The sequence below is a fragment of the Caballeronia sp. AZ10_KS36 genome, from assembly GCF_023631105.1.
Lineage (GTDB): Bacteria > Pseudomonadota > Gammaproteobacteria > Burkholderiales > Burkholderiaceae > Caballeronia.
Genome location: NZ_JALQDQ010000040.1, coordinates 19833 through 36192, shown reverse-complemented (window position 1 = coordinate 36192; position 16360 = coordinate 19833). Strand labels below are relative to the sequence as shown.

13 protein-coding genes and 1 riboswitch are annotated in these 16360 nt (G+C 63.6%); of the genes, 4 read left to right on the top strand and 9 right to left on the bottom strand.

Going from position 1 to position 16360, the window contains the following annotated elements:
• Window positions 1-7: 7 nt before the first annotated feature.
• The 3 genes from NCR35_RS25645 to NCR35_RS25635 all read right to left on the bottom strand — a co-directional run bounded on the left by NCR35_RS25645 (window position 8) and on the right by NCR35_RS25635 (window position 4110).
• A complete protein-coding gene (locus NCR35_RS25645; RefSeq protein ID WP_250536734.1) occupies window positions 8-1570 on the bottom strand; it encodes a sugar ABC transporter ATP-binding protein in 1563 nt (520 codons plus the stop codon).
• A gap of 69 nt (window positions 1571-1639) precedes the next feature.
• Window positions 1640-2734, bottom strand: a complete 1095-nt coding sequence (locus NCR35_RS25640) for a sugar ABC transporter substrate-binding protein (RefSeq protein WP_250536733.1) — start codon at window positions 2732-2734, stop codon at window positions 1640-1642.
• 578 nt (window positions 2735-3312) lie between these two features.
• Complete coding sequence (locus NCR35_RS25635; protein ID WP_502801724.1) at window positions 3313-4110, bottom strand: spherulation-specific family 4 protein; 798 nt, start codon at window positions 4108-4110, stop codon at window positions 3313-3315.
• Window positions 4111-4163: 53 nt separating this feature from the next.
• Window positions 4164-4251: riboswitch (cyclic di-GMP riboswitch) on the bottom strand.
• Between the two features lie 269 nt (window positions 4252-4520).
• Between NCR35_RS25635 and NCR35_RS25630 the strand changes: the two genes are divergently transcribed.
• Together NCR35_RS25630 and NCR35_RS25625 are read left to right on the top strand one after the other, a co-directional pair.
• Complete coding sequence (locus NCR35_RS25630; protein WP_250536732.1) at window positions 4521-7280, top strand: PAS domain-containing protein; 2760 nt, start codon at window positions 4521-4523, stop codon at window positions 7278-7280.
• Between the two features lie 230 nt (window positions 7281-7510).
• The gene (locus NCR35_RS25625; protein ID WP_250536731.1) at window positions 7511-8161 is read left to right on the top strand and encodes a hypothetical protein; all 651 of its coding nucleotides are present in this window, start codon (window positions 7511-7513) and stop codon (window positions 8159-8161) included.
• 35 nt (window positions 8162-8196) lie between these two features.
• On the opposite strand, the gene NCR35_RS25620 is transcribed toward NCR35_RS25625, so the two are convergent.
• From NCR35_RS25620 to NCR35_RS25610, 3 genes are all read right to left on the bottom strand, one after another.
• Entirely contained in the window at window positions 8197-8547 is a 351-nt protein-coding gene (locus tag NCR35_RS25620) for a hypothetical protein (RefSeq protein ID WP_250536730.1), read from the bottom strand.
• Between the two features lie 101 nt (window positions 8548-8648).
• Window positions 8649-9869, bottom strand: coding sequence for an MFS transporter (locus NCR35_RS25615; protein WP_250536729.1), 1221 nt, complete (start codon window positions 9867-9869; stop codon window positions 8649-8651).
• 378 nt (window positions 9870-10247) lie between these two features.
• Window positions 10248-11267, bottom strand: a complete 1020-nt coding sequence (locus tag NCR35_RS25610) for a GlxA family transcriptional regulator (RefSeq protein ID WP_250536728.1) — start codon at window positions 11265-11267, stop codon at window positions 10248-10250.
• Window positions 11268-11386: 119 nt separating this feature from the next.
• Here NCR35_RS25610 and NCR35_RS25605 point away from each other — a divergent pair, with 119 nt between their 5' ends.
• Window positions 11387-12028: an HD domain-containing protein gene (locus tag NCR35_RS25605; protein WP_250536727.1), complete on the top strand. Its 642-nt coding sequence runs from the start codon at window positions 11387-11389 to the stop codon at window positions 12026-12028.
• A gap of 18 nt (window positions 12029-12046) precedes the next feature.
• Here the strand turns inward: NCR35_RS25605 and NCR35_RS25600 are convergent, their stop codons facing one another.
• Entirely contained in the window at window positions 12047-12814 is a 768-nt protein-coding gene (locus NCR35_RS25600) for an SDR family oxidoreductase (protein WP_250536726.1), read from the bottom strand.
• 318 nt (window positions 12815-13132) lie between these two features.
• On the opposite strand from NCR35_RS25600, the gene NCR35_RS25595 reads away from it, so the two are divergent.
• A complete protein-coding gene (locus NCR35_RS25595; RefSeq protein WP_250536725.1) occupies window positions 13133-14902 on the top strand; it encodes a hybrid sensor histidine kinase/response regulator in 1770 nt (589 codons plus the stop codon).
• A 36-nt stretch (window positions 14903-14938) separates the two neighbouring features.
• On the opposite strand, the gene NCR35_RS25590 is transcribed toward NCR35_RS25595, so the two are convergent.
• Both NCR35_RS25590 and NCR35_RS25585 read right to left on the bottom strand, forming a co-directional pair.
• Window positions 14939-15394, bottom strand: a complete 456-nt coding sequence (locus NCR35_RS25590; RefSeq protein WP_250536724.1) for a thioesterase family protein — start codon at window positions 15392-15394, stop codon at window positions 14939-14941.
• A 3-nt stretch (window positions 15395-15397) separates the two neighbouring features.
• A complete protein-coding gene (locus NCR35_RS25585; protein WP_250536723.1) occupies window positions 15398-16345 on the bottom strand; it encodes an L-carnitine dehydrogenase in 948 nt (315 codons plus the stop codon).
• Window positions 16346-16360 lie beyond the last annotated feature (15 nt).

The following is a 16360-nucleotide window of genomic DNA, read 5'->3' as shown; positions in this document are numbered from 1 at the left end:
TGTCTCCTCATGATTGATTCACCAGCGGCTCGGCGCGCACGCTGTCGTTCGACGCCGGCTCCACATTGAAGGCAGCCTGCAAGATGGCGTCCTTCGCGATTTCCGCGCCGGTGTATTCGCGCTCGATGCGCCCGGCGACGAACACCGACACGCGATCGACCAGACGCACCATCTCATCGAGATCGCTCGTAATGACGATCACGCTCAGTCCCTCGCGCGTCAGCGTATCGATGATGCGGTGCACTTCCTCCTTCACGCCCACGTCGATGCCGCGCGTGGGTTCGTCGAGGATCAGGAGCTTCGGCGACGTGGCGAGCACGCGGCCGAGGCAGACCTTCTGCTGATTGCCTCCGGATAGCGTGCCGAGCAGCACTTCGGCGGTCGGCGCTTTCACGCGGAAGTGCTCGAAGTAACGCGCGACGACACCGCGTTCCGCGTTCGCATCGATGACGCCGGCCTTGGATACGTTCCTGAGGCTCGACAGCGTGATGTTGTGCGCGATGCTTTGCAGACCGACGAGCCCGTCGCGATGACGGTCGTCCGACAGATACGCGATGCCGCGCTGGAACGCCTCGCCCGGATGAGCGGCGGGCGCGCTCGTGTTGCCGTCGTGCGTGATGCGGCCGCGCGTCGCGCGATTCGAGCCGAAGAGCGCGAGCGCGAATTCCTTCGCGCCCGACCCCGGCAGTCCGGCGAACCCGACGATCTCGCCCGGCGCGATGAAAAACGCGTCCACCTGCACGCCCGGCGCTGCAAGACCCTCGACGCGCCAGCCTTCACGGCCCGCCGCCGCCGTATCCCTCCGTTCGCGATAGAACAACGGCACGTCGCGCCCGATGACGAGTTCGGAGAGACCGTCCGAGTCGATCTTCGAGAGATCGTCGTGCTCGCCCGCGAGCCTGCCGTTGCGCAGGACGGACACGCCGTCGCAGATATCGAGGATCTCTTCGTTGTAGTGCGAGATGAAGACGAAGCTCACGCCGCGCGCCTTCAGGCTGCGCATGAAGTCGAACAGGTGCTCGCGGTCGGCGAGCGTGAGCGCGGTGGTCGGTTCGTCGAGAATCAGCAGCTTGCCGCCGCTGTGCAACGCACGCAGGATGTTGAGCTTGCGTTTGGCGACGGCGGACAGCAGACGCGCGGGCATGCGCGGATCGAAGTCCGTGCCTTGGAGCGCGGCTTCGACGCTTTGCATCAACGCGCGCTGATCCACGCGACCGGTGATGCCGCGCTTCAAAGGCCAGCGCCCGAGCATCAGGTTGTCGGCTACCGACATGGAATCGACGATCATCGGTTCCTGCGTCACCAGGAACACGCCGCGCGCTTCCATCTCCTGAACGTCCGAGCCCTGTACGTCTTCACCGTCCAGGACGATGCGCCCTTCGCTCGGCGCGGTTTGTCCGCTGATCAGCCGCACGAGCGTGGACTTGCCCGCGCCGTTTTCGCCGAGCAGACCGTGGATCGTGCCGCGCCTGATGTTGATCGAAACGCGGTCGAGCGCGAGCACGGCCTTGTAACGCTTGACGACGTCGTGGGTCCGCAGGATGTAATCGTTGCTGGGTGTATCCGACATTCAGAAAGTCTCCGGTCCGAATTCGGCGCGCTGAATGCGCGCCGTTCAACTCCTTTGGACTGGCGCGGATCAGGAATAGCGGATGCCCCACTCGTTATAGGCGATGTTGCCCCACTGTCGCTTATCCTTGACCGAGCTTGCATCGACGACGAACGGCTGGATCACGAGACTCGGTCCCGTCTCGGATTTCGTCACGACCGCCTTCTCCCAGAAGTACTGACTGTTCTGGTAGTCGCCGTGCGGCACCGGCTGGCCCTTGAGCGAATACTTGTCCAGCATTTCGACGGTGATCTGCGCATAGGCGATCGGGTCCTGCGAGACGACGGCGTCCATGTAGCCATCGCCGATCCATTGCAGCGCGGCCGGTTCGCCGTCGATATTCACGAAGATCACGTGCCCCTGTTCGCCCACCTTCTTCCACTTGCCCTTTTGCTGCAAGGCCGTGACGATGCCGCGCGCCGGCGAATCGCTGGGCGCGTGCACGGCGTCGAGATCGGGATATTCGGACAGCGTGGAAAGCGTGACCGACAACATGTTCTTGAGCAGGCCTTCCGTCGGACGGCTGATGACTTTCACGTCCGGATACTTCTTCATCGCTTCTTCGAAGCCTTCCTTGCGCAGACGCCACGCGACCGACTGCAACGCGCCGTAGCAGTTCAGCACCGTGCCCTTGGCGGACCCGTTCTTCTTCTTGAGCGCCGCCACGATGGTCTCGGCGGCCATGACGCCGCCCGCCTTGTTGTCGAAATCGACGGTGATCGCGACATCGCCGCCGAGCGCCGGGGTGTCGATGATGCCGACCGGGATCTTCTTGAAGTTGTACTTCTTGATGACGCTGACGATGGCCTGACTGTCGATCGGGTCCGCGATGATCGCGGACGGGTTCTTGAGCATCAGGCTGTTCCACTGCTCCAGTTGCGACGTGTTGCTGAAGTTCGCGTTCACGGCCTGAAACTGCCAGCCCTTCGCTTCGACCGCGCGCTTCACCGCTTCCTGCTGGGTGACGAAGAAGTAGTAGTCGAGGCTCTTGTTGCTGAACGGCACGAACACTTTCTGCTGCGCGAAGCCGAGCTTCGATACCGACGACAGCGCAACGCCGCCGGCCGTGGCGGCAAGACCCGCCAGGAACTTTCTACGCGATGCGACTTCCTGTGCTTCTTCCATAGTTGTTGTCTCCTCAACACCGATATGGGCAGCGGCGCGTGCCACGGATAGCTCTCGACTGGATGCTAGTGATGTTCCCTTGCTGCGTAGTAATACAATCAAAATATACTGAGAATGGCGAGGCGCGGGCAAGCTAGGGTTTACTAGTTGATGCAGCGCAGCGGCTTGTTTTGCGGGGTTTCTGGGGTGAATCGGGGGGGTAAAGAGCTTTGGTGCCTCAGGCGGGATAGCGTAGTCTTACTATCATCAGGCCCGGTCCGGTGCGGACGAATGACGGCAACCGTCGCAGCCGACGTCGTGACTACCGGCGTGCGTCGATCTGAGCGAGGCGCTTCGCGAGCATGACGGCCGTGTCAATGAGGGAGCCGCCACGACTGCATGTTCGGACGAAGGCGAAGAAGACGCGTTGAATCGTGGAAGAGAGAGAGGCTGGTTCGCACGCGTTGACGTTGGTGCGAACCAGCGAGATCGAAGTGCGAACCGACAGCGATAGCTCGATCTATGTCGACGGCGTTCTCATCGCGTGCCCGGGGGACCGCATCAATGCGACGCCCCACGCCCGCTACGCCGCGCCTCTTTCACTGCGCTGCGGCGTTGGCCACTTCATCGTTCCAGTAAGCGGGAAGGCCCTTATAAGGATTCGGCAGCGTCAGCGACGTCACATACACGCCGCCTGCGCCATGCGTTCTCGCATACGCCAGTACGCCCGGCATTTGCGCCGCGCTTGCGTTATAGACGATGTGCACGAAACGGCTCTTCGGATAAGCCGTTTGCCAGCTCGCCGGTTGGAACTTAGCGTAATTCTTTGCGTTGCCCTCGAAGACGACGAACTGGTCGGCCGTCGGCAAACTCGCGTAGACCTCGGGGATAGTGGTGCCCGGATTGCCCATGACCGAATACGTGGCCTTCAGTCCCTTGATGTAGTTATAGACAGACTGATAAAACTGCACATGCGAGGTCTGACAGTCCGAAGTCATCTCGTCGATGAAAAATCCATCGACGTTATAGAGACTCACGTACATATTGATGTCGGCCACGACCGCGGACAACGGGCGTCCCGCGTAAGACGTCGAGACATAGCCTATGACCTTCCCGCCCGCCGCGTGCAGCTTGGCGATAGCGGCGGCGTAATTGGCATCGGCGCTCGTGCCGGGTCCGCTATTGGGATTCAAAATAGCGGTGGTCGATACCCTGCTCGCAGACGCCGCGAGACTGTCCCAGTCCGCCGCGCTTTTGGTCGGGTAGAAATACGACGGCACGACGAGGCTGAGAGACGTGCTCGCCCCGTCCGTAGTGCCTGCCGCAGACGCCGCGCCGCTTAACATGACCGCCGCGAGTGCAGCCCCCAACTTCAAGAACGCCCGATTGAATTGCATTTCGCCTCCTGACACGGGCATTGCTGCCGCCGTCGATTGGCCCGCCGTTCGTGGCGGGCAACTGGCAAACTCACTCGTAGTCACGCGTGAGTCCCTTTAGCTTTGCGTCGCCGGATCGCTCCGGGTTTGCCTCGTCGTATTTATCGGCGCGCGCGGCAAATTCTTGATCCGTCTCGTCGTCTTTTTATCGGGGGATGCGCTCCGGCGCTGAAGGCATTTTCTGCTGGCGTCGAACGCATCAGACGACGCTGCAGAAAGCGATTCAACGCACAGCCGCTCATCGCAATGTGTTGCTTTCGTCTAAAATAAGCCTTCTGGCTGCATCGTGAGTGCGATGCGAGAACCCGCTGACGATCGTTCGAATCAGTCGTATCTGGACCATCGTCGCATTCTTGAGTTCTAGTTAACGCATGCACGCTAATGAAGACGCATTGACGGTTGCACTGCTGGACGCGAATCCCGCGTCGTGTGCAGTTCTCGGGGCAGACCTCTGCGTCGTCCATGCCAATACGCGGTTCAAGGAGCAGTTCAGATGGGGCCCCTCCGGTCTTCACGCCGAGCCGTTGCTATCCGTCGTTCGCGCCAGGCTGCCGTTGGCCTCTCGCGATGTTTCTTGTGCCCGGCTCACGTCCGCGGCAACGCAGGCCCTCGACGAGCGTCGCATTGCAAGCACGACCGAACAGTTAGCGGACGAGTCGGGCGCCGGCGGCATGCGGGCGTGGCGCTTCGAGTTCCGCCCGTTCGCCAGCGGCGATGCCTCGCCTGCGCTCCTCGTCATCGCGCAGCCGGAGGCCGGACTTGCGCTCTCAGAGCACGGCCCCCGGCCGGTCGACATCACGCCTTCAGCGCACGAGGACGGAACAGCGGACGAGTATTCACTGCTGGCCGAAGTGATGCCGATTATCGTCTGGACCGCGCGGCCCGACGGCTCGCTCGATTACCTGTCGAGCGTCGCGTTCCAGCACACCGACGCGGACCAGCACTTGCTCGGCCGCGCCTGGGAAGCCCTGCTGCATCCGAACGACCGGGACAACACGCTGGCGCGATGGGCCGCAGCCGTCGCAAGCGGCACGGACTACCAGATCGACCATCGCTTCCGGCAGAAGGACGGCACCTATCGCTGGATGCGCTCGCTCGCGAGTCCCATGCGCCACAGCGACGGCGCGATCGTCCGCTGGGTCGGCGCGACCATCGACGTCGGGAACCCCGGAAATGTCGAGCTGGATCGCATGCGCCTTGAGTCGCGTTATCGCGCGCTGGTGACCGTGGCGAGCGCGGTCGCGTATGTCTGCGATGCAAGCGGCAGGTTCAACACGCCGCAGCCCTCCTGGGAGCGCTACACGGGACAGCCGTGGGAAGAGCACCGCGGTTATGGCTGGGCCGAGATGATCCATCCGGACGACCGTGCGACGGCTCAGGCGGCCCTCGACCAGTCGCTTCAATCCGACATGCCGTATCGCGCGGATGTACGCGTGTGGCACGCCGCATCGTCGACTTACCGGCGCTGCCAGGTTCGCGCGGCCGGCACTCACGACGACCACGGCGAGATATTCGAGTGGGTCGGCATGATCACCGACGTCGAGGAAACGCTGCGCACCGCGCAAAGCCTGCGCGACGAACGGCACCGTCTGCATCTCGCGATCGAAGCCGCCGATATCGGCACGTTCCATTGCCCGCTGCCGCTCGGCCGCATCGTGTGGAATACGAAGTGCAAGGAGCACTTCTGGCTGCCGCCGAACGCGGGCGTGAGCATGGATCTCTTCTACGAGAGGATTCACCCCGACGACCGCGCCAAGACGCGCGTGGCCGTCGAGCAGTCCGTTACGCACGGCGTTCCGTACGACGTCGAATTCCGCACCGTTTCCGCATCCGGCGAGCTCCGGTGGATTCGCGCCAAGGGCGGCACGCACGTGGACGAGCAAGGCGAGCCGCTGCGATTCGACGGCATCACCATCGACGTCTCGCGCCACAAGACGCTGGAGTTCGAGCGTGACCGGCTGCTCGCGAACGAGCGTCTTTTGCGCCTCGAAGCGCAACACACGAACCAACTGAAGGACACGTTCCTCGCGACCGTGTCGCATGAACTGCGCACGCCGCTCAACGCCATGCAATCGTGGCTCTTTCTGCTCAAGCAGGAGAAGGCGAATCCCGGCCTGATGGCACGCGGCATCGAAGCGATCGCGCGCAACGTGCAGTTGCAGTCGCGGCTCGTCGACGATTTGCTGGACTTAAGCCGCATCGCGGCGGGCAAGATGCTCATCAGCGCGGAGCCGTTCGATCTCGTGCCGCTGCTCAAGTCCGAGATCGGCGACATCGAACTGGCAGCAGGCGCGAAGCGCGTCACGGTGACGGCCGATCTGCCCGATGCGCTCATCATCGAAGGCGATCAGATGCGGCTGCGTCAGGTCTTCTCGAACCTTCTCAGCAACGCGCTCAAGTACAACGGACAGAACGGGCGCATCTGCGTGCTTGCGACGAGCAGAAGCAACCGCATCGAAGTGCAGATCGCGGACAACGGCGCGGGCATTGCGGCTTCGTTCATCGACCGGGTGTTCGAGCCGTTCGCGCAAGCGTCGCAGGCGACGACGCGCACCTTCGGCGGACTCGGCATCGGGCTCGCGATTGCGCGCAGCATCGTCACGTTGCACGGCGGTTCGATCACGGCGCATAGCGACGGCGAAGGACGTGGCAGCACGTTCACGGTTCAGCTTCCGCTGGCGTCGGCACAGTGGTCGCTGCAAGGCGGATCGGGCGCGGCGGACGTTGCGTCGTCTTCCGACGAGGCGCTCGCGGGCCTTTCGATCCTGCTCGTCGAAGACGAAGCCGACGCGCGCGAGGCGATGCGCGCCGTGCTCGAATCGGCGGGCGCGACCGTGTGCGATGCGGAGTCGGCTGCCGAAGCGCGCCGTTGCATAGCGGCGCAGGCGTTCGATGTCGTGCTGTCCGACATCGGCATGCCTCGCGAAGACGGCTATGTCTTGATGCGGTCGTTGCGCGAGGCAGGCTGGACGTTCCCGGCCATCGCCGTGACGGCGTTCGGCAGGCCCGAAGACAAGGCCCGCGCAATGCAGGCGGGGTTCGACCTGCATCTGGCGAAGCCCGTCGATCCGGAGACGCTTTTCAGCGCGATCGGACAAATGACGGCGACGCATCGCCGGGCGCGCATTTGACTGCGTGCAGGAGACGCGGCGCCTCGTAGGCTGGCGCTGTGTCGGGAAATCGAACGCCCTTGCGAGGCCAGCTTCGTCGCAAACGAAGCGCCGGATAGTCCCGAGGCGAAGACCCGATCACGCGAACTCAAGATTGTTCGAGCGGCTCCGTAAACACAACTATCAGAAGACATCGGCGCGTCGCCCATTCAGCGCGACGCGTTCTCCTCAACAAGGAAGCCCTCGCAATCATGAAGTTGTTGCTCGCTATCGCGGCAGGCGCCGTCGCGCTCTCCGCCCAGCTCGTTCACGCACGCGAAATCTATGGCCAGATCGGCACCGAAGGCGCAGGCATTGGTTTTTCACAGCCGCTCGGCAGCCGCGACAACGTGCGCGCCGAATTCAACGGCGTGCAGTTCTCGCGCAGCTTCAATTCGGGCGATCTGCACTACGACGGCACCGCGCATATCTATCACGGCGGGCTTTACCTCGACTTCTTTCCCGCGCCGGACACCGTGAGCTTCCGGTTCACGGCGGGCGCGCTGATCGGCAACGATAACGTCGATGCCACGGCCACCAGCCCGAGCGGCACCTACACGATCAACGGCACGCCGTATTCGACGCTCGGCGAAAGCATTCACGCGCGAGCGCGCTTTCCGACCGTGCGGCCGTATGTCGGCATCGGCTTCGGTCATACGCCGGTGGCGCAGAAGGGCTTCTCCGCTTTCTTCGATGCAGGCGTCGCGTACGGCCGTCCGCATGTGGACCTCGACGTGCCGGCCGATATCGTTGCCGAAGCCGGCGAGGCGAATATCGAAGCCGAGAAGCGCGAATTGCAGGACAAGGCGGACAAGCTGCGGTTCTATCCGATCGTCAAGGTCGGCGTGACGTATCGCTTCTGATAAGTTCGGCCGCCGCGAGACGTCGCGCGTACGATCTAGCCCTGCGTGCCGGGGCCTGGCGGCGTCGGCGTGGCTGCGTCGATGGTGCGGCCACCGGCCTGCTGAAGCGCGGCCTCGACGTCACGTGCGCGAGCTTCATCGACGCGCGCAGTCAATATGTAGCGCGACACCTCGCCCTGATGTCTGAAGCGTCTGTCGTACTCTTCTTCCGTACCGAGCGATGTGACGCTGTCGCCCGCCAGAAAATTGCCGCGCACGGGGCCCGCTTCGTCCGCTTGGAACGCAATATCTACCGCGTCCGCGTCGACGCCGGCCTTTGCAAGCGCTTCTCGCGCCTGCTCGGTTTCCTCAAGAGACCGAAATACCCTTGCAATCGTCGTTTCCATGCTTCCCCCTGTCGGCTTCAGGGTGATGCAATCGTCGTGCCGCGGGGGCGTTCATCGCTCGCGAAGGCCACAGCCGCAACCTCAGCCAAGCCAATCGAACGTCAGTCGAGTTCCGCCGCCGTCGCCACACCCGAGCGCCCCAGCGCCGTCACGCGTTGCAACGTCAGGAGACCAAGCACCGCCAGTACCGCGCCGAGCATGAAGTCGGTTTCCACGCCCGCATGGTCGACGATCGCGCCGCCCACGGCCGATCCCGTCGCAATCGCCACTTGGATGATGCTGACGAACATCGCGGAGCCGGCTTCCGGATAATCCGCCGTCCCGCTTTGAATCCACACGCTGAAGCACAGCGGCAGCGCGCCGAACGCAACGCCCCAGATCAGCATCGCGGCCGTCTCGCCGATGTGCGAATGCCCGAGAAGCAGCATCGACATGATCGCGGCGAGAAGCAGCACGATCATGGCCCCGACGGATTTGACGAGATGTTTCGCCACGATCATCGACATGAGCGCGTTAGAGAAGAAGCCGATGATGCCGAAGCCCAGCAACAGCAAGGTAATGGCGTTCAGCGAAAAGTCCTGCTCCAGCAACGGCGCGATATACGTGTAGGTCGAAAAATGCGCGCCGAAAGCGAACGCGACCATCGCCAGGCTGAGCCGCGCGTGCGGCCGCGCGAGCAGCGCGCGGAAGTCTTGAAGACGCAGCGCGGACGCGGACGGCAGCCGCGGCACGAGCAGCGCCTGAGCGATCAGCGCGACCGCGACGAGGCCCGCCGTCGCTGCGAACGAAAGGCGCCACGACGCGAACGATGCGATGAAGATGCCGAGCGGCACGCCGATCACGGTGGCGAACGTCACGCCCGTCAAGATGATCGCGGTGGCTTTCGCCGCGTCGTTGCCTTGCACGAGCCGCGGGGCCGCAGCCGTCGCGAGCGTCCAGAATCCGCCGAGCGCCGCGCCGAGCAGCGCGCGGCCCACGAGCATCGTGACGAGGCCGGGCGCCATCGCGCAGACGACGTTGGAGACGAAGAGCACCGCGGTGAGCAGCAGAAAGACGTATCGACGGTCCATGCGGCCCGCGCCGACGAGCAGCGTCGGGGCGAAGATGGCGGCCATCACGCCGGGCGTCGTCACCATCAGGCCCGCGACGCCCGGACTCACGCCCAGGTCGCGCGCGATCTGCGGCAGCAGGCCGACCGGCAGAAATTCCGCCGTCACGAATGCAAATGCGCTGACTGCGACCGCAAGCACGGAAAGCCATTGACGCAGCGTGGTTGCGAGGCCGTCCGATGTTCCGGAGTTCGTAGTGGTGTCTAGGTGCATGAGGATCGAGACGAATCCAGACGAATGGGAAGCAACGCTTCGGCATAGCGTTCGACATCGAACGGCCGGCGCGACGAATGCCACACTGTAGGGGTATACGCGAGCGCGAAAAAGGCCGGAGCCTCGAATTGACAATCCGGGGCAGGCGAACAATCACGCGTGGGAAATCAGGCAGGGGCTAGGCGTGCGGCTCGTCGTATCGCGCATCTGGCGATTTGACCGAATATGGAGGTTCCGTCCGTCACGTTCTTACTGACGTCTCGCATTGTGAACGAAGCCATGTCTCTTCGTGAAGAGCGGCGCGAGGCCGTTGTCGAGCCACAAGCCCGAGATCGCATCGTGATGATCGGGCAGGAAGAGCGGCAAGCTGAAGCCCGCTCACGATCTCGGCCGCCTGCCCGAGCGCGCCGAGCTTCCATCCGCGCCCTCGTCAGCATGTGCAAGGGTCATGAACCGCTTTCGGTACTCCGAAGGCGTCACGCCCACATGCTTGACGAAGGTGCGCCGCAACACGTCCGCATTCGCGAAGCCACATTTCGCAGCGAGCTGTTTCGGCGCATCGCCGCGCGTCTCGATGAGATTGCGCGCCGCTGCCACACGCGCCGATTCCACCCACACCGCCGGGGTCACGCCCACTTCTGCCTGAAAGAGTCGGGCGAAATGGCGCGGGCTCAAACGGGCATGCGCGGCCATGCTAGCCACGCTATGGTCGAGCTCGGGCCGCGCCGCGACGAGCCGCTGCACTTCCTGCAAGACCGAGCGCCCCGCTGGCTGCGCCTGACCGTTGCGGCTGAACTGTAACTGTCCGCCGGGGCGCTTGAAGAACATGACGAGCTGACTGGCGACGCGCATCGCGATCTCGCGCCCGAGATCTTCCTCGACGAGCGCGAGCGCCAGGTCGAGGCCGGCCGTCACGCCTGCGGCCGTGCGCAGCTTGCCGTCGCGCACATAGAGCGCGTCCGGCTCGGCGGTCACTGTCGGATAGCGGCGCGACAACTCGTCGATGCAGGACCAGTGAGTCGTGATGCGCTTCCTCTCCAGCAAGCCCGCTTCGGCAAGAATGAACGCGCCGGTGCATACGGAGCCGAAGCGTTTCGATCGCTTCGCAACGGTCCTCAGCCACTCGCGCAACGTGTTCGAGATCGTCATGGCCGATGCGTGAGGCGCGCCCGCGACGAGCAGCGTATGCACTGCGACAAAGTGGTCACCGACTACCTCGTCCGGCAGCAGCCGCGCGCCCGACGAGCTTCTCAACTGCCCGGCGCGCATGCCGACTATCTTCAGGTCGTACTCGTCGCGCCCCGTCTCGACATTGGCTTGCGCGAATACGTCGAGCGGTCCGCATACGTCGAGCATCTGCACGCCGGGCACCGCAAGAATGGCGATTGTCTTGGCCATGACAGCATGATTCTCCAGGTCCGAATGTCGCGCGAAATGGCAGGATTCGGCGTTTCACGCGCGGTAGAGCCAACGATACCACGGCTGACAATAGTGCTCATCAACCTCAGGAGAACACCATGAGCACTAGCGCGAATACCGTTGCCATTCCGGATAGCCAGCTTGCCCGGGCGATCACGGAGTTCGTCCGCGATACCGAAACGGAGCTTCTTTTCAATCATTCGAGCCGCGTGTATTGCTTCGGCGCGCTTGCCGGCGAGCGGCGCGGCGTGAAGTTCGACCCGGAACTGCTCTATGCCGGAGCCATGTTTCACGACATGGGCCTCATGCCTTCGCACAGCAGTCAGACGGAGCGTTTCGAAGTGGACGGCGCGAACGCCGCGCGCGACTTTTTGAGGCAGCATGGCATCGCCCCCGCCGACATCGACCTCGTGTGGACTGCCATCGCGCTTCATACGACGCCGGGCGTACCGCAGCATATGCATCCGGTGATCGCGCTCGTGACTGCGGGAGTCGAGATGGACGTGCTCGGCCTCGCTTATCCGGAGTACAGCGACGCGGAAAGAACCGCTGTCGTGAATGCGTATCCGCGGAGCGAGCACTTCAAGGAGGACATCATTCAGGCGTTCTACGACGGCATCAAACACAAACCTCACACGACGTTCGGAAACGTCAAGGCCGACGTCATCGCGGACAAGGAACCGCGCTTCCGGCCGGGCAACTTCTGCTCCGTTATCCGCAATTCGGCGTGGCGCGGGTAGGCGTCGAGGCTGCGAGCGTCAGAGCACCGCGAGCCAGCCGCCGTCGACATAGATGATCTGGCCGTTCACATAGCTCGATGCTGACGACCCGAGATAGACCGCCGTGCCGACGAGTTCTTCCGGCTTGCCCCAGCGCCCCGACGGGTTGCTGCTCTTGACCCACCGGTCGAAGTCGGGGTTGTCGAGAAGCGCCTGATTCATGTCGGTCAGGATATAGCCGGGGCCGATCGCGTTCGCCTGGATATCGAACGGCGCCCACTCGGCGCTCATGGCGCGCGTGAGCATCTTGATGCCGCCCTTGGCAGCCGTATAGGGCGCCACCGTGGCGCGCGCCCCTTCGCTCGTCAACGAGCCGATATTGATGATCTTGCCGCCGCGCTTGCGCTCGATCATGCGCCGCGCCGCCTCTTTCGCGACGATGAACGCGCTCGTCAGATTGGTGTCGATCACGCGTTGCCAGTCGGCGAGCGCGAGCTCGATCATCGGCTTGCGAAACTGAATGCCGGCGTTGTTCACGACGATGTCCACTTCGATCCCTTGCGCGTCCCACGCTGCGAATGCGGCCGCAACGGACGCTTCGTCGGTGACGTCGAAGGCTTGTCCGCGTGCATCGAAGCCTTCGGCGAGCAGCCGGCTTACGGCGGCATCGACGGTCTCGGCTTTCGTTCCGTTGACGATGACGCGCGCCCCAGCCATAGCGAAGCCCTCCGCGAGCGCATAGCCGATGCCGCGCGCCGACCCCGTGACGAGCGCCGTGCGGCCGCTCAGATCGAACAACTTGTTCATGCTGTTTCCTTGTGTGATGCGCCCGATGAGCGCGAGCGCCTTCCTTTATGGCAATGCACAAGCCTTCGTGCATCGGCAGTGAGCGCGGTGATCGGCGTCCCATCCAATCGAGCACGTGCCGTTGCCAACGTCGGCAACGAATAAGAGCCGTTCCAGATCATACGCAAATGATGCGGAAGCCAGCAGAGCGCCTTACTGGGGATCTATCAGCGTTGATCGAATATCGCCGGGCGCGCAGAGGTGGCACGCGCGCTGCTAGCAGACGCCGATTGGCGCATTGCGCCGCGCATCCACGTGGGCTTCGGAGGACGCTGACACATGAACATCGACCGCGACTTGCCAGCCGACGCGTACCGGATCGTCTTCCGGCTGCTGCCGAGCCCTTGCCTGCTGCTCTCGGTCGACGAGGGCTACACGATCCTGGATGCGAACGAGGCGTACCTGCGCGAGACCGTCAGCGATCGCGAGCATCTGGTCGGCCGTCCGGTATTCGACGCATTCCCCGACAATCCCGACGATCAGAAGACGCAGGCGACGAAGATTCTCGGCGAGTCCCTGCAGCGTGTCATTCGGCTGCGCCGGACCGACGCGATGGCGTTGCAGCGTTACGACGTGCCGGACCGATCGAGCGATACCGGCGCGTTCATCGTGCGCTACTGGAGTCCGATCAACATCCCGCTTCTGAATCCGGATGGCTCCGTGGGCTCCATCATTCATCGTGTCGAGAACGTCACGGACTTCGTGATGGACGTTCACAGCCGCACCACGGCGCCGCAAATCGCGGCAAGCAATGGCGGAAGCAATCGCGGAAGCAAACACGTCGAAAGCGAATCGGAGCTGATCCGCCGAAGCCGGCAACTGTCGAATTCGAATCAGGAACTGCGCAGGCTGAGCGAGGAGGCGTTCGCGCTCGCTGCCCGGCTGAAGGACGAGAGCATCAGGAAGGACGAGTTTCTCGCGATGCTCGGTCATGAACTGCGGAATCCGCTGGCGGGACTGGCATCGGCGTTTCAGCTGATAGACATGAGCGATTCGGCGGAAGGCGTGCCGCAGGAAATCGGCTCGCTGATCAATCGCCAGATCGGCACGCTCACGCGGCTGGTGGACGATCTGCTGGATGCGTCGCGTGTCTCGCGTGGCACCATCCAGCTGCACCGCGAGCCAATCGATCTGCGCATGGTCATCGAAACGGCCGCCTATTCGGTGCGAAAAGAGTTCGAGGCAAAGGGACATTCTCTCGTCATCGACCTCGCGCCGGGCGATTACGCGATGAACGGCGACGCGACGCGCCTTCAGCAAGTGGTCGCGAACCTGCTTTCGAACGCCGTGAAGTTCACGGACCGCGGCGGAAACATTCGCATGCGTCTTTCGTCGAACCACGCGAACGAAGAACGCCGCGCCGTGCTGATCGTCGAGGACAACGGTCGCGGCATTCCCGCGCGTCATCTCGAGTCCATCTTCGAGCTGTTCGCGCAGGTCAACACCACGCTCGACCGCGCCGAAGGCGGCCTCGGCATCGGACTGAATCTCGCGCGCCGGCTCGTGGAATTGCACGACGGCACGCTCGTCGCGCGGTCCGAGGGCGAAGGCAAAGGCAGCCGGTTCATCGTCGATCTTCCGCTCTTGATGGAAGCGCAGCGGCTCGTTCCGGCGCCCGAGCAGTTGGTCTTTCACGGCGATCAGGACGTCTCCATTCTGCTCGTGGAAGACAACGACGACGTGCGGGCGGCGACTGCCGCAATGCTGGAGTCGCTCGGCTACACGGTCGCGACTGCGTCCGACGGCACGCGCGGCGTGGACGCGATGGTGGCGCACACACCGATGGTGGCCATCGTCGATATCGGCTTGCCCGGCATCGACGGGTTCGAGGTGGCGCGGCGCGCGAAGGACATGCTCGGAATCAAGCGTCCGCATCTGATCGCGCTCAGCGGCTACAGCGGCCCTGAAGTGAGCGAGCGCGCCATCGAAAGCGGCTTCGACGATGTTTTCGTCAAGCCGATCGACCTCGGATTGCTGCAGCGATCCATTCACAGTGTCATGGCGAAGCGCCACGCGGCGAAGTTAGGGTTAGGGGAAGCGAGCACGTGACTCGCTTGCCTTGATTCGAAGGATACCTAACGACCGCTATCGAGGCAAGCCGATGACCCTGCCCGCATAGACCGCGTCCGTCGCGGCGATCGTCGCCTGTGCCGCAATGTTCGCCGCAATGTCTTCATCGAACGAAGCGGCCTTCGGCGCGCCGCTCGTGTCGATATGCATCAGCATCTGTTCGCAAGCGGACGCAGGCTCGACGCTCTCGCCCTCGAACATCTGCAAATACAGATGAATGCGCTTCCTGTCGTGCGCGATGACGCGAGCATCGACGCGCACGGCCGCGCCTTCCTTCAGTTCGCGCAGATAGCTGACATGCGCCTCCAGCGTGTAGAGCGTGCGATGCCGCGCGCGCCGCTCGGTGTCTCCAAGGCCGATGTCGTCCATGAAAGCGTCCGTGGCGAGACTGTAGATCAGCATGTAGAAGGCATCGCGCAGATGCCCGTTGTAATCGACCCACTCGGGCCTCACCGTGTCGCGATAAATCATCTGTCAGTCCTCGATGCCGTGACGCGCCTTGGCCTCTGCAATCGCCCCGATCACGCTCGTGATGCAGTCGTCGCGATACCGCTCCAGATCCTTGATGCTGCGTCCCTTCGTCTGCTTCGCGGTGCCATCCACTACACGGTCGATGAGTTCATCGGTCAACTCGGGCGCGACGAGCTTCGTCCACGGCAGTTCCAGCGCCGGCCCGAACTGCTGCATGAAATGCCGCATGCCCGCTTCGCCGCCCGCGAGCGTGTAGGTCAGAAACGTTCCCATGAACGACCAGCGAATGCCCGCGCCGTAGCGGATGGCGTCGTCGATCTCGCCTGTCGTCGCCACGCCTTCATTCACGAGATGCAGCGCCTCGCGCCACAACGCTTCGAGCAGTCTGTCGGCGATAAAACCGGGCACCTCGGCACGCACGCGTAACGGCCGCATGCCGATGGAAGCATAGAACGTCATGGCGGCGTCGATCGATTCTTCCGATGTGCTACCGCCGCCCAGCACTTCGACGAGCGGCAGCAGATACACCGGGTTGAACGGATGGCCGACGACGCATCGCTCCGGGCGAACCGCACTCGCATAGAAGTCGCTCGGCAAGAGTCCCGATGTCGACGACGCGATGATCGCCTCGGGTTTCGCCGCGCGGCTCACGCGTTCATGCAGCGCGAGCTTCAGGTCTTCGCGCTCGGGCGCGCTCTCCTGTATGAAGTCCGCATTGGCGACGCACTCTTCCACGCTCGACACCACGCGCAGCCGTTGCTGCGAGGCGCCCGCCGCCAGCCCGACGCGCTCCAGCGCGGGCCATGCGTTCGCGACGTTCGCGCGCACCACCGCTTCCGCGTTCGGCGCGGGGTCCCACACGGTGACATCGAGACCATGCGCGAGGGCGCGCGAAACCCATCCACTACCGATGACACCCACGCCCAGCGCGGCAAATTGCTTGACTTGCATGTGCTCGCTCCTCTT

Excerpts from the sequence above, each read along its gene's own strand:
- NCR35_RS25645 (WP_250536734.1), bottom strand. The coding sequence starts at position 1,570 with ATGTCGGATACACCCAGCAACGATTACATCCTGCGGACCCACGACGTC.
- NCR35_RS25640 (WP_250536733.1), bottom strand. The coding sequence starts at position 2,734 with ATGGAAGAAGCACAGGAAGTCGCATCGCGTAGAAAGTTCCTGGCGGGT.
- NCR35_RS25635 (WP_502801724.1), bottom strand. The coding sequence starts at position 4,110 with ATGCAATTCAATCGGGCGTTCTTGAAGTTGGGGGCTGCACTCGCGGCG.
- NCR35_RS25630 (WP_250536732.1), top strand. The coding sequence starts at position 4,521 with ATGCACGCTAATGAAGACGCATTGACGGTTGCACTGCTGGACGCGAAT.
- NCR35_RS25625 (WP_250536731.1), top strand. The coding sequence starts at position 7,511 with ATGAAGTTGTTGCTCGCTATCGCGGCAGGCGCCGTCGCGCTCTCCGCC.
- NCR35_RS25620 (WP_250536730.1), bottom strand. The coding sequence starts at position 8,547 with ATGGAAACGACGATTGCAAGGGTATTTCGGTCTCTTGAGGAAACCGAG.
- NCR35_RS25615 (WP_250536729.1), bottom strand. The coding sequence starts at position 9,869 with ATGCACCTAGACACCACTACGAACTCCGGAACATCGGACGGCCTCGCA.
- NCR35_RS25610 (WP_250536728.1), bottom strand. The coding sequence starts at position 11,267 with ATGGCCAAGACAATCGCCATTCTTGCGGTGCCCGGCGTGCAGATGCTC.
- NCR35_RS25605 (WP_250536727.1), top strand. The coding sequence starts at position 11,387 with ATGAGCACTAGCGCGAATACCGTTGCCATTCCGGATAGCCAGCTTGCC.
- NCR35_RS25600 (WP_250536726.1), bottom strand. The coding sequence starts at position 12,814 with ATGAACAAGTTGTTCGATCTGAGCGGCCGCACGGCGCTCGTCACGGGG.
- NCR35_RS25595 (WP_250536725.1), top strand. The coding sequence starts at position 13,133 with ATGAACATCGACCGCGACTTGCCAGCCGACGCGTACCGGATCGTCTTC.
- NCR35_RS25590 (WP_250536724.1), bottom strand. The coding sequence starts at position 15,394 with ATGATTTATCGCGACACGGTGAGGCCCGAGTGGGTCGATTACAACGGG.
- NCR35_RS25585 (WP_250536723.1), bottom strand. The coding sequence starts at position 16,345 with ATGCAAGTCAAGCAATTTGCCGCGCTGGGCGTGGGTGTCATCGGTAGT.